The 12,487-nt window shown below is 56.0% G+C and carries 16 protein-coding genes; 12 read left to right on the top strand and 4 right to left on the bottom strand.

The features are described 5' to 3' along the window. Positions 1-36 precede the first annotated feature (36 nt). Both WBC85_RS17215 and nth read right to left on the bottom strand, forming a co-directional pair. Positions 37-1,029 carry an adenosine kinase gene (locus WBC85_RS17215; RefSeq protein ID WP_424440265.1) on the bottom strand — a complete coding sequence of 331 codons (993 nt, stop codon included), beginning with the start codon at positions 1,027-1,029 and terminating at the stop codon, positions 37-39. After that, positions 1,026-1,679: an endonuclease III gene (gene nth, locus WBC85_RS17210; protein ID WP_424440262.1), complete on the bottom strand. Its 654-nt coding sequence runs from the start codon at positions 1,677-1,679 to the stop codon at positions 1,026-1,028. The genes WBC85_RS17215 and nth overlap by 4 nt, the downstream gene beginning before the upstream one ends. A 121-nt stretch (positions 1,680-1,800) precedes the next feature. On the opposite strand from nth, the gene WBC85_RS17205 reads away from it, so the two are divergent. The 3 genes from WBC85_RS17205 (at position 1,801) to WBC85_RS17195 (ending at position 4,205) form a co-directional block, all read left to right on the top strand. Next, positions 1,801-2,661, top strand: coding sequence for a methylated-DNA--[protein]-cysteine S-methyltransferase (locus WBC85_RS17205; protein ID WP_424440259.1), 861 nt, complete (start codon positions 1,801-1,803; stop codon positions 2,659-2,661). A gap of 96 nt (positions 2,662-2,757) precedes the next feature. Then, positions 2,758-3,426, top strand: coding sequence for an OmpA family protein (locus WBC85_RS17200; protein WP_424440256.1), 669 nt, complete (start codon positions 2,758-2,760; stop codon positions 3,424-3,426). A 236-nt stretch (positions 3,427-3,662) separates the two neighbouring features. Beyond that, positions 3,663-4,205, top strand: a complete 543-nt coding sequence (locus WBC85_RS17195) for an NADPH-dependent FMN reductase (protein ID WP_424440253.1) — start codon at positions 3,663-3,665, stop codon at positions 4,203-4,205. Here WBC85_RS17195 and WBC85_RS17190 read toward each other — a convergent pair. Further along, positions 4,202-5,248: an NAD(P)/FAD-dependent oxidoreductase gene (locus WBC85_RS17190; protein WP_424440250.1), complete on the bottom strand. Its 1,047-nt coding sequence runs from the start codon at positions 5,246-5,248 to the stop codon at positions 4,202-4,204. The two genes, WBC85_RS17195 and WBC85_RS17190, sit on opposite strands and share 4 nt — an antisense overlap. Before the next feature lie 51 nt (positions 5,249-5,299). Between WBC85_RS17190 and mnmD the strand changes: the two genes are divergently transcribed. The 8 genes from mnmD (at position 5,300) to WBC85_RS17150 (ending at position 11,670) form a co-directional block, all read left to right on the top strand. Next, entirely contained in the window at positions 5,300-5,968 is a 669-nt protein-coding gene (gene mnmD / locus WBC85_RS17185) for a tRNA (5-methylaminomethyl-2-thiouridine)(34)-methyltransferase MnmD (RefSeq protein WP_424440247.1), read from the top strand. Beyond that, positions 5,965-6,864, top strand: a complete 900-nt coding sequence (locus WBC85_RS17180) for a DMT family transporter (RefSeq protein WP_424440244.1) — start codon at positions 5,965-5,967, stop codon at positions 6,862-6,864. The genes mnmD and WBC85_RS17180 overlap by 4 nt, the downstream gene beginning before the upstream one ends. A gap of 35 nt (positions 6,865-6,899) precedes the next feature. Then, positions 6,900-7,364 (top strand): RidA family protein, encoded by a 465-nt coding sequence (locus WBC85_RS17175; protein ID WP_424440242.1) that lies wholly within the window; start codon positions 6,900-6,902, stop codon positions 7,362-7,364. Continuing rightward, positions 7,361-8,131 carry a glycerophosphodiester phosphodiesterase family protein gene (locus tag WBC85_RS17170; protein WP_424440240.1) on the top strand — a complete coding sequence of 257 codons (771 nt, stop codon included), beginning with the start codon at positions 7,361-7,363 and terminating at the stop codon, positions 8,129-8,131. Before WBC85_RS17175 ends, WBC85_RS17170 begins: the two co-directional genes overlap by 4 nt. Then, the gene (locus tag WBC85_RS17165) at positions 8,128-9,315 is read left to right on the top strand and encodes a GNAT family N-acetyltransferase (RefSeq protein WP_424440237.1); all 1,188 of its coding nucleotides are present in this window, start codon (positions 8,128-8,130) and stop codon (positions 9,313-9,315) included. Before WBC85_RS17170 ends, WBC85_RS17165 begins: the two co-directional genes overlap by 4 nt. Further along, complete coding sequence (locus WBC85_RS17160) at positions 9,312-9,602, top strand: 4a-hydroxytetrahydrobiopterin dehydratase (protein WP_424440234.1); 291 nt, start codon at positions 9,312-9,314, stop codon at positions 9,600-9,602. Before WBC85_RS17165 ends, WBC85_RS17160 begins: the two co-directional genes overlap by 4 nt. A gap of 83 nt (positions 9,603-9,685) precedes the next feature. Next, positions 9,686-10,915 carry an APC family permease gene (locus WBC85_RS17155; RefSeq protein ID WP_424440231.1) on the top strand — a complete coding sequence of 410 codons (1,230 nt, stop codon included), beginning with the start codon at positions 9,686-9,688 and terminating at the stop codon, positions 10,913-10,915. A gap of 41 nt (positions 10,916-10,956) precedes the next feature. Further along, complete coding sequence (locus tag WBC85_RS17150) at positions 10,957-11,670, top strand: VIT1/CCC1 transporter family protein (RefSeq protein WP_424440228.1); 714 nt, start codon at positions 10,957-10,959, stop codon at positions 11,668-11,670. A 47-nt stretch (positions 11,671-11,717) separates the two neighbouring features. Here the strand turns inward: WBC85_RS17150 and WBC85_RS17145 are convergent, their stop codons facing one another. After that, a complete protein-coding gene (locus WBC85_RS17145; RefSeq protein ID WP_424440225.1) occupies positions 11,718-12,206 on the bottom strand; it encodes a peroxiredoxin in 489 nt (162 codons plus the stop codon). Positions 12,207-12,299: 93 nt separating this feature from the next. Between WBC85_RS17145 and WBC85_RS17140 the strand changes: the two genes are divergently transcribed. Next, a partial coding sequence (locus tag WBC85_RS17140) for an FAD-dependent oxidoreductase (RefSeq protein ID WP_424440222.1) occupies positions 12,300-12,487 on the top strand: 188 nt, incomplete at its 3' end.

Here is a 12,487-nt window from a genome sequence, read left to right as displayed (position 1 = left end):
GAGGTATTTTTAGACCAAAGAAGTTAGCGGTTTGGTTTAGCTTGTCAGACCTGCATCCCGAAAAAGTGCATGCATGTTGGCTTTGGGGCGCGGACCTACGTGGCCGATGACCTCGCGTGCAGCAACGCAGCCCATTTTGCCACAAGTTTCCAAATCACGTTCGGTCGCGAGGCCATAAAGGAAGCCGGCAGCGAATTGATCGCCTGCGCCTGTCGCATCAACTGGAACGATCTTTTCGACAGGCACGTCGAGGCGCTCGGAGCCCGAGAGAATTGTGACGCCATCGCCGGAACGCGTGCAAACCGCGAGCGGGCAAAGCGCAGCGAGCTTATCGAGCGCCCCGTCCAGATCATCGGTTTCAAAGAGCGATTTCACTTCTTCCTCGTTGCCGATGACGTAGTCGAGCTCGTTCTCGATCAGGTTCAGGAAATCGGCACGGTGACGCTCAACACAGAACGGATCGGAAATTGCGATGCCCGCTTTGCCACCACCTGCGCGACACGCACGGGCGAGTTTGATGAAGGCTTCCTTGCCTTTGTCCTTGTCGAACAAGTAGCCCTCAAGGAAGACGATTTCAGCTTGCTCGCCAACCGCTTCGGAGACATCTTCGGGACCAAGCTCTGCGGAAATGCCGAGATAGGTGTTCATCGAACGCTCCCCGTCAGGGGAGACGAAAATCATTGAACGCGAGGTTGGCAATTCGCCGCCCTCGACCGGGGCGTTCACAAAATCAGTGCCTTCATCTGTCATCGCTTTGGCGTAGAATTTGCCCAATGCATCATCGCTGACGCGGCCAATAAATGCAGTACGAAGACCGAGCGATCCGATACCCGCGATGGAGTTAGCCACTGAACCACCCGCCGCCTGCGTGCGATCGGACATAGAGCCATAAAGCACCTCGGCGCGATCCTTTTCGATCAGCTGCATGATGCCTTTTTCGATGCCCATATTGGCAAGAAAGCTGTCATCGCTTTGGGTGATAACGTCCACAACGGCGTTACCGATGCCAACAACTTTGTAGGTTTTCATTTTGTTTTGTCCTCGAATGGGCAGAGATCATTGATGATGCAATTGGTGCACACAGGTTTGCGTGCTTTACAGATGTAGCGGCCATGCAGGATGAGCCAGTGATGGGCATGCTGCTGAAAATCGACGGGAATATGATCCTCGATGGCCCTTTCAACGGCGTCGACGTCTTTGCCAGGGCAAATACCTGTGCGATTGCCGACGCGGTAAATATGCGTGTCGACGGCTTGAGAGGGGTGTTTCCACCACATGTTCAGCACGACGTTTGCGGTTTTGCGGCCCACTCCTGGCAAAGAGACAAGCGCTGCGCGCGAGTTCGGGACTTCGCCGTTGTACTCATCAACCAGAATTTGGCTCAACTTGATGACGTTCTTGGCTTTGTTACGAAAAAGTCCGATTGTTTTGATGTGCTCTGTGACGCCCTCAAGCCCCAGATCAAGCATCTTTTGTGGCGTGTCAGCGATTTCGAACAGTTTGGCCGTGGCCTTATTCACCCCGATGTCTGTTGCCTGCGCCGAAAGCGCGACAGCGACTACCAGCGTGTAGGCATTGGTGTGATGCAACTCGCCTTCCGGCTCTGGTTCGGACGCTTCAAAGCGCGAAAATATTTCGCGGATCGTATGATAGGGCAGTTGTTTAGCGGGTTTTGTCATGGGGCTGGGGTATGCCCTTTGGCTTGCTTTGCGGCAAGAGGGCGTGCGCGATTTTGCACAGTTGGGGCTTTTGGACAAAAAACGGATCGCTCAAAGGCCTGTCGTTTCTTAAGGTGGCCTTATGAACACGCATATCTCTCAGGGCCAAGAGGCCAGCTATCATTACAAGCTTGTTCGCCGAGCGATCGAGCGTCTGGATGCCAGCGACGAACCTGTCTCGCTTGAGGTGCTCGCGGCGGAAATGTCGTTAAGTCCTGCCTATCTGCAACGACTTTTCTCGCGATGGGCGGGGGTATCCCCCAAGCGTTATCAACAGTTCCTCGCGCTAGATCACGCGCGCAGCCTGCTACGCTCGCATCACTCGACACTGGATACGGCTGTAGAGACTGGTCTGTCTGGCGGCGGGCGTTTGCACGATCTTTTTGTTCGCTGGGAAGCGATGAGCCCGGGCAATTACGCAAAGGGTGGCGCGGGGCTGACTATCAAGACGGGTTGGTTTGACAGCCCGTTCGGGCGCGTGCTGGCGATGGGCACCGATATTGGCCTGTGCGGTATGGCGTTTGGCGAAGAAACAGGCGAGGCGGCTACCTATGATGACATGGCCGCGCGCTGGCCCAATGCCAAGTTTGAACGGGACGAAACGCATTTACAGCCATGGGTCGATGCGGCCTTTGGCGGTGGCGGCGAGCGCAGTTTGCATCTGATTGGTGCGCCGTTTCAGATCAAGGTTTGGGAAGCCTTGCTCAATGTGCCGACGGGTCATGTCACGACCTACAGCGATATTGCACGCGCCGTCGGCAGCCCCAAGGCCGTGCGCGCCGTCGGGACGGCTGTCGGGAAGAATCCTGTGAGCTGGCTGATCCCCTGCCACCGTGCTTTGCGCAAGTCGGGCGAGCTTGGTGGATATCATTGGGGCACCCCTGTAAAACGCGCAATGCTGGCTTACGAGAGCGCCGAACTTGAGGCGACATTGGCGAAATAGTGCCGAATTTCCCCGAAAATCCGTATTGGGAATGCGATTCGCACCTGCTATGCTACCGCTAGCTCCGAGTAACGGAGAGAGCATAAGAGGCATAAAATGAAACGAGCATCTTCCCTATTCGCGGTCTCGGCCGCATCCCTTTTGGCATTGTCCGCTTGTTCCAATCCAGACACGTTGTCCAACAACAACGACTTCCGCAAGACCGGAACCGGCGCTGCGATTGGTGCGGGCGTTGGCGCGGTTGCGGGTCTGATTTCTGGCGACAATAGCAAAGAGCGCAAGCAAAACGCACTTAAAGGCGCGGTTATCGGCGCTGCTGGCGGCGCAGTCGCAGGCAACGTGCTGGACCGTCAGGCAGCAGATTTGCAAAAGAGCCTTGGCAATGATCGCGTGACCATTACCAACACGGGTGATCGCTTGATCGTGACCTTGCCACAGGACATTCTGTTCGCCTCCGACAGCGCGACGCTAACGGGTGGCTTGCAAAGCGATCTGATCGCGGTTGCGAACAACCTGCAATCCTACCCGAATTCGACCGTTCAGGTGATTGGCCATACAGATAGCACGGGCGAAGCAGGCTATAACCAGCGCCTGTCTGTCGATCGCGCAAATTCTGTTACCAATGTCCTGTCTGGCGCAGGCGTTCCTGCTGGCCGGTTGCAGGCGATTGGCCGCGGTGAAGACCAGCCCGTTGCAAGCAACCTGACCGAAGAAGGCAAGGCGCAAAACCGCCGCGTTGAAATCGTCATCCTGCCAACAAGCTGATCTATCTAAAGATCGAAATCTGAGCCCCCGTAGTTTTCTGCGGGGGCTTTCTTGTGAAGGTACGCCCGTCGCGGATGCGGGTTTCTTGCTGGATTGTCTCTTGCGTCTTTGGTTTGGCAATCGGACGCTCTGCAATGAGGGCATGTGCACAGGGCGTCTGCGCGAATGTGCAATTGTGATTGTCAGGGTTTTGGCTTCAATAAGAATAATGATTTTCGACATAGAAAGTGAATGCCATGTCTACTCCAAAACTTCTCGGCCTGTCCGGTTCGCTCCGTTCCGGCTCTTTCAACACGATGCTGCTCAAGGCCGCCATGACGTCCTTTGGCGAGGCCGATACAACGATCGGTGATCTCGAACTACCGCTTTATGACGGTGATCTGGAGGCGGAAGGCATTCCCGCCAAAGTGAGCAAACTGGCCGAACAGATTGCAGCCGCCGATGCGATTATCATTGCTAATCCAGAATATAACAAAGGGATCTCGGGCGTCCTGAAGAACGCACTAGATTGGGTCAGCCGCACGCCTGGTAGCGCCTTTCGTGGCAAGCCGACCCTGGTGATCGGCGCAGCTGCGGGGCGCACTGGCGGGGAAACATCCTATTACATGACGCGCAACTGTCTCGCGCCGCTTGGGGCTGCCGTATTGGCCACACCAGCAGTCCTGATCGCTGCGGTGCATACGGAGTTCAACGAGGACGGGACTTTGAAAAGCGAACGCTATCAGGAAGGCCTTGATGCGGCGGTTGCGACGCTTCGTACCGTTTCGGAGAGCCGCTAACGGATCGAGGCTTCGGGGCGGAACCCGTCTGGAATACTGTCCGCGCCCTCAAGTACCAAATCGGCCATAACCACGGCGATTTTCGGGGCCATGCCGAAGCCGATCTTGAAGCCACCATTGGCGATAAATGCCCCTTCGCGCGTTGGATGATGCCCAATCATCGGCGCGCGCGATTTCGCGCGTGGGCGAACCCCGGCCCAACGTTCCAGCACGGGTGCATCCTTCAGGATCGGAAACGCATGTTTCGCGCGCGAAACAACGTCATCAAGCTGCGCGTCGGTGCTGAACGGATCGTCGAACTCGCGCTCGCTTGTAGAGCCTATGGCGACAGTGCCATTCGCATGCGGGATGATATGCAATGCATCGGCAAACAGCTGCGGCGCATCCGCTGCGGCGTGATAATCGAGCACGGCAGCTTGTCCTTTCACCCCATTGCCGACAGGTTGCTGCATGTCTTGGGACAGTTGCAACAAGCCACGCCAACCTGTGGCTTCAATCAGCCTACCCTGTGGCGCGCCCTCCGGGGCGATGTGGCAACCCTTGGCGGCCAAGGCAGCAACCAGCGCAGCGCAAGCCATGCGTGGATGCATTCGCCCGCTAAGGGTGTCATGAATCAGTAATCCTGTTTCGCTCATCGGTGCCCAACTACCTGCCTGCTTGGCTGGAATAATCTCAAAGCGAGCAAGGTCCTGCCATAGCGTTCTGGCGTTCTCGGAACGCGCCTTTGCAAGATCGATTGCACGTGCGTCATTCAAGGGTTGCAGACGACCGGAACGCGCATAGCCCGCTGATTTGCCGCCAGCCTGTTCGACGGCACGCCAAAAATCTGCGGCCATAATCAAGCTTTCAAACTGGAACTGCTTCTTGTCGTTCCAGTTCTCTGGCGTATGCGGCGCAAGTGCGCCAACAACGCCTCCGCTTGATCCCGAACCTGCACCATTCGGGTCAATCACCCGAACCTTCGCGCCGCGCTGTACACAGGCCCAAGCAATGCTAAGTCCGAATATGCCCGCGCCGTAAATGGTGATGTCAGCCATTGCCATTTGCTTGTCCTCATGTCCAATGCGTCCAAGACGCTAGTAAGGGATCAAGGGATGAACGACCAGACAAGCACGCTGGATTGGACCGACGATGGCGTTCCTATTTCGCTGCGTTTTGATGATCCCTACTTTTCTTTTCTCGATGGGTTGGCAGAAACGAGGCATGTTTTCCTTGCTGGCAACGATCTGCCTTTACGGTTCAGGCCCGGTTTTCACGTCGCTGAGCTGGGGTTTGGAACTGGCCTGAACCTATTGACCACGTGGATGGCATGGCGCGAAAGTGGGGTGTCAGGGCCGCTGACCTTCACTAGCTTCGAAGCCTTTCCGCTTTCACCGACGCAGATGCAAGGGGCGCTTGCCGCGTTTCCTGAACTGGCGGCTTTGACGCAAGAATTACTGGACGCTTTGACGGAAAAAGGCGCGCAAACGAACGATCTGTCGTTCACCCTAATCACCGGCGACGCGCGTGCAACTTTGCCAAGCTGGCAAGGCCGCGCCGATGCGTGGTTTCTTGATGGGTTTTCCCCCGCCAAGAACCCTGAACTCTGGGACCCTTCTTTGATGCAGGCTGTTGGCGAACACACTAACACGGGCGGCAGTTTTGCAACCTATACAGCCGCAGGGCATGTTCGCCGTGCTTTGGATGCAGCAGGCTTTGAGGTGGAGCGTGTCAAAGGATTTGGGCATAAACGCCATATGAGCATAGGAAAACTGCGCGCATGAGCCAGAACAACGCACCCCTTGGCATTACCTTGATGATTGCCACTACAATTGTTTTTGCCACACAGGACGGTATTTCGCAGCACCTTGCGCGTGAATACAATGTGTTGATGATTGTGATGATCCGCTATTGGTTCTTTGCAGCCTTCGTCATCACGATTGCATCGCGCGCCAAAGGCGGCTTGCGCAAGGCGGTGCGCACGGAACAGCCCAAGCTGCAAATCTTTCGGGGCGTCTTGCTGGCGGCTGAAATCTGCATCGCGGTGCAGGGGTTCGTCTATCTGGGCCTAATCGAAAGCCATGCTGTCTTTGCCTGCTATCCACTGCTTATTGCGGCGCTGTCCGGCCCAGTACTGGGCGAGGCCGTGGGATGGCGGCGCTGGGCGGCAATCGGCGTGGGCTTTATCGGCATGCTGATTATTTTGCAGCCGGGAACCGGTGTCTTCTCGCCCTATGCGCTGATCCCGCTCGCCTCCGCTTTGATGTTCGCGCTTTATGGGCTTCTGACGCGCTTTGTAGCACGCAAAGACAGCGCAGCGACCAGCTTTTTCTGGACGGGTATTTCGGGTGTCGTCGTGATGACGCTGGTTGGTGCCATGTTCTGGGAACCAATGGTTGGGCGTGACTGGATTTGGATGGGCCTGCTTTGTCTGACAGGGGCGGGCGGTCATTTCCTCCTTATCAAAACGTATGAAGTCGCCGAGGCAAGTGCAGTGCAGCCCTTTGCATACCTGCAACTTGTTTGGGCGTCATCCATCGGCTTTTTGCTTTTTGCCGAAAACCTGCGCTGGAACGTAGCAATTGGCGCATTACTGATCGTATTGGCAGGCATCTTCACGTTGCTGCGTGAACGGGCAAAAGCAAAGCGTTTGAGGCTTGCACCAAAAGCGCGTGCATGATTGCCTGCGGGCAACACATGAATAGGAGAAAGTACATGAGCGGACATTTCGAGGCCAAACTCGCAGGGCTGGGCGTGACACTGCCAGACGCACCTGCACCTGCTGCAAACTACGTACCGTTTGTGCAAGTTGGTGATCTTGTGCATGTCTCTGGCCAGATTTCCAACGGGCCTGACGGCTTCATCACAGGAAAACTTGGCGATTCCATGACCGCAGAAGAGGGCGCAGCCGCCGCGCGGACCTGCGCCATTTCGCTTCTCGCACAAGTCAAAGCGGCCTGTGGCGGTGATTTGGATCGCCTTGTTCGAGTGGTAAAACTGGTCGGTTTTGTGAACTCCACCGCAGATTTTGGCGATCAACCAAAGGTTATCAACGGTGCATCCGATTTCATGGTTGAGGCCTTGGGCGATGCAGGTCGTCATGCGCGCTCAGCGGTGTCGGCGGCATCTTTGCCCTTTGGCGTCGCGGTGGAAATCGAAGGCATTTTCCAGATCAAATGATCCGTCTTGACCCCTCCTTCCTAGGCACCCCACTGGCCCACCGCGCGCTGCATGACGTGGTGCGCGGGCGACCAGAAAACAGCCGCGCAGCGGTAAAGGCCGCAATCGAGCATGGCTACGGGATAGAGATTGATGTGCAGCTGTCCTCGGATGGCACTGCAATGGTGTTTCACGATTATGATCTGACACGCCTTGCGGCAGATAGCGGGCCAATTCAACAACGCACTGCTCCTGATCTGGCGCGCGTTATTCTGCGTGGCAGTGATGAGGGCATTCCAACCCTGCCAGAGGTGCTTGGACTTGTTGCAGGTCGCGCGCCGCTGCTGATTGAAATCAAGGATCAAGATGGCATCATGGGGGCCAATGTTGGCCGCCTTGAACAGGCCGTCGCCCGCGATATCGAAGGATACAAGGGGCCGCTTGCGGTTATGTCCTTTAATCCCCATTCCGTTCAACAAATGGCAATTCACGCGCCCAAAGTCGCACGCGGTATTGTGACCAGCGCCTACACTGCAACGGATTGGCCTTTGCTGCCCAAGGGCACGCGCGACCGCCTGCGCGGTATTCCAGACTTTGACACTGTACGCGCGAGCTTTATCTCTCATGAGGTGGAAGACCTTGGAACGGATCGGGTCGCAGATTTGAAAGCGCGCGGCGCTGACATTCTGTGCTGGACCGTGAAGAGCGAACAGCAGGAAAAAGAGGCGCGCAAGGTGGCTGATAACATCACATTCGAGCAGTATCTGGCCAAGTTGCCAGTTGCATGAGCGAGACCAGTGTTGAAATCGAAGTTGTCGCCAGCCTGACGGATATTCCGGCTGCGGATTGGGACGCTTGCGCCTGTCCTGAAGCCTTAGATGGCGGTGCGCCAATTGATCCTTTTACCACCCATAAGTTTCTGAGCGCGCTGGAGATCAGCGGATCAGTCGGGGCGGGAACAGGCTGGCAGCCACAGTATTTGCTTGCGCGGCTTGATGGCGCTTTGATTGCCGCAGCGCCGCTGTATCTCAAGTCGAACTCGCAAGGGGAATACATCTTCGATCACAACTGGGCGCACGCCTATGAAAATGCGGGCGGGCGCTATTACCCCAAATTGCAGATCGCGGTGCCATTTACCCCCGCGACCGGGCGGCGCTTTTTGGTCAAGCCAGAGCACAAAGAAACCGGACAAGCTGCCCTGGTTCAAGGCGCGGTTCAACTTGCGGCGAACAACGAGCTGTCTTCACTGCATGTGACCTTCTGCACAGAAGAAGAAATGCAGGCAGGCAAGCAAATGGGTCTCATGGCGCGAACGAGCCAACAGTTCCATTGGATCAACAAAGGCTATGATAGTTTTGATGCCTTTCTTGCATCGCTCTCATCGCGCAAGCGTAAGAATATTCGTAAAGAGCGCGAACAAGCCAACGGCTTTGGCGGCGACATCCAGGTGCTGAGCGGCGATCAAATCCAGCCCGAGCATTGGGACGCCTTTTGGGCCTTCTATCAGGACACAGGTGCCCGCAAATGGGGTACTCCGTATCTGACGCGCCAGTTTTTTGATATCGTGCAAGATACCATGCGCGATGACGTCATTCTCATCCTCGCGAAACGTGACGGGCGCTATGTTGCCGGGGCATTGAACTTTGTAGGGCGGTATGCGCTTTTTGGCCGATATTGGGGCTGCGTCGAGGACCACCCCTGCTTGCATTTTGAACTGTGCTATTATCGTGCGATCGACATCGCCATTGCGCGCGGCCTTTTGCGTGTTGAGGCTGGTGCGCAGGGCGAACACAAGCTGGCGCGCGGTTATCTGCCTGTCGTCACCCATTCGTTGCATTGGGTTGGCGACGCAGGCTTTGCCGATGCAATCGAGCGTTACTTGATAGCCGAACGCGAAGCGATCGAGCAGGATATCGAGGTTCTGAGCGACTATGGTCCGTTCAAGAAAATCCATGTGGAGGAAAAAGAGTGACAGAGAGATTATTCGACGACACACGAGGCCCTTTGCTGGACCCTTTGTTTGCAAATGGTTGGGCGATGGTGAACAAGCGGGATGCTATCGAGAAGCACTTTAAGTTCGCCAATTTCGCCGATGCTTTTGGCTGGATGACCCGCGCAGCGATTTGGGCCGAAAAGTGGGATCACCACCCGGAATGGCTCAATATCTACAACAAGGTGCATGTCGTTCTGACCACGCATGATGTGGACGGATTAAGCACATTGGACGTCAAACTGGCGCGCAAACTGGATAGTTTGTAAGTCTCTTTTGAGGGCCTTGATAGACATCAAGGCAATTGCCCGTGCTGTCGATAGTATGAACCCCAATCATAAGGGGTGATGCTTTGTCAAATGAACCCACACCACAGCTGGATCGCTCAATCACGCTACCGATGCTTATTCTATATGGAACGGGCGTGACGATTGGTGCCGGCATCTACGCCCTTGTTGGCGAGACGGTCGCGCGCGCAGGGCAATATGCGCCCGCATCTTTTCTGCTGGCAGCGATCGTTATGGCCTTCACCGCAGGTTCGCTCGCGGAGCTGTCAGCGCGCATTCCGCAAGCGGCGGGCGAGGCGGTCTATGTAGAGGCAGCATTCCGCCGCAAATGGTTGACGCTTCTGGTCGGGCTGGCCGTGTTGCTCGAAGCGATTATCGCCGCCGCCGCGATCAGCCTTGGAAGCGCTGGTTACCTCGGGCAGTTCGTTGATCTGCCAGAGCCATATCTCGCGCTTGGCGTTATCATATTTATGTCCGCCATTGCGGCGTGGGGTATCCGCGAGTCCGTGATGCTGGCGGGCGCGATGACCTTGGTCGAAGTTCTTGCGCTTTTGGTCATCATTGGCGCGGGCCTGATGCAAGATCCTGCGATGCTTGGGGCAATCGCAGATGTGATACCGGCTCCGAATAATGGCCTCGCAATTGCTGGCATGTTTTCTGCGAGCCTGATCGCGTTCTTCGCCTTCATAGGTTTTGATGACATCGTTAACCTGGTCGAAGAAGCGCGCAATCCGCAAAAGACATTGCCATGGGCCATTGGGATCACGCTGGTTCTGGTGACGACCATCTATTTTTTGGTGACGCTCGTTGCGGTGCGATTGCTTCCTTTGGAGGACCTTGCGAGCTCTTCCGCTCCTGTCAGTCTATTGTTCGAACGCCTCACAGGTTTGCCGCCGCAAGCCGTATCTATCATAGCAATCATTGCAACCATGAACGGCGTGGTGATCGTTGTGATTATGGCGGCGCGCGTGACTTACGGGCTATCAAAGCAAACGATTTTCCCCAGCTGGATCGGCGCGGTTTCCCCGCACACGCATACGCCGCTGCGCGCGACGGTGCTGATTGCGTTGGCAGTGATGGTGGCGGCGCTTTATGCACCTATTGATGTGCTGGCGGAAAAAAGCTCGCAAGTGCTGCTATTGGTTTTCGTGATGATAAATCTCGCCTTGCTGCGATTGAAAATGCAAGGGTCTGCCGTGCCAAGGCGTTCGGTTACTGTCCCGATATGGGTGCCTGTTTTGGGCGCATTGTGTTGCATCGGCCTTTTGCTTGGCGCATATCTTGGTGATGCTTGAGCGGTTCGCCTTTGAGCTGACTGTTAGAAAGGAACGTATGAATGATTGAACATGGCCATAGCCACGAAGAAATTGCCAAACGAATTGGTGCGCCGGCGGGGCGCGGTGTGCTTCGTGATGTGGTTTATGGCGGTATCGACGGTTCGGTCACGACCTTTGCGATAGTGGCAGGCGTTGCAGGCGCGGGACTATCCCCGTTCATCATCATTGCGCTCGGATTGGCAAATGTATTGGCGGACGGTTTTTCCATGGCTGCGGGCAACTATTCGGGGACAAAGGCCGAGGTTGATAATATCCGCCGTATACGCGCAATCGAAGAACGTCACATCGAGCTTCACCCGCAAGGCGAGCGTGACGAGGTTCGCGAAATCCTGTCTCTCAAGGGGCTGACAGGGCAGGTGCTGGAAGACGCCACAAACGAAATTACACAGGATCGCGAAAACTGGATCGCTCTCATGATGGAGGGGGAATATGGCCTCGGCGGTGTTGACCCGCATCCGATGCGCGCGGCTCTGGCAACTTTTGTGGCTTTCCTGATTGCGGGGATGGTTCCGCTTTTGCCATTTGTTTTTGGCATGCAGAATGCTTTCGCCACCTCAACTGTGCTTACCATGACGGTGTTCTTCGCCATCGGTGCGTATAAAAGCAAATGGTCGCTCGATCCGTGGTGGCGCTCTGGACTTGAGACGTTTCTGATCGGCGGTGCAGCCGCAGCCATCGCCTATGGCGTCGGCACTTTGTTCAACCTGCCATAGGCCATTGAAAAAGTGGCGAGCCGAGAAGGCCCGCCATTCGATTTGGATTACATGACGTCCAGCAGACCTTCGCCAGCGGAAATCTCGCACTCGCCCGGGCTGGTTTCCTCGTTCAATTGGGTGACGACACCATCCTCGACCAACATGGCATAGCGCTTGGAACGGGCGATCAGGCCAGCGGGCGGCGCATCGAAATCCATGCCAATTGCTTTGGTAAAGGCGCTTTCAGCGTCTGACAGCATGGTGATACCCGCAGCTGCCGCACCCGTCGCATCGCCCCACGCCTTCATCACGAACGGATCGTTGACAGAAATACATATGATCTCGTCAACGCCCTTTGCGGTGAACTGGTCTTTGGTACGGATAAAGCTGGGAACATGCGCGGAATGGCAGGTCGGCGTGAACGCACCCGGAACCGCAAAGAGCACAACTTTGCGCCCAGCAAGCTTGTCATTCAGCGCGACAGGCGCGGGGCCTTCAGCGCCCATTTGAACCAATGTAGAAGTAGGTAGGCGATCGCCTTTGGAAATTGTCATGAAAGATGCCCTCGTTGGAATTGCGTTATGATCTGCCCACGATATAGGGTCCGCACAGGCATTCGCCATAGGAATTAAGTAAGGATCAGTCAAATGGCGCATTTTGTTGTTATCGGAGCGGGACAAGCGGGCGCATCATTGGTCGCAAAACTGCGAAGCTCTGGATTTGACGGGCAGATCACGCTGATCGGCGAAGAGCCTGTACCGCCCTATCAGCGCCCGCCGTTGTCCAAAGCCTACCTGCTGGGGGACATGGCGTTAGAGCGCCTTTTCCTAAGACC

The organism is Planktotalea sp. (genome assembly GCF_049680325.1).
GTDB lineage: Bacteria > Pseudomonadota > Alphaproteobacteria > Rhodobacterales > Rhodobacteraceae > Planktotalea.
Note: the sequence above shows the minus strand (reverse complement) of the source record. Positions and strands in the feature narration are given on the sequence as shown.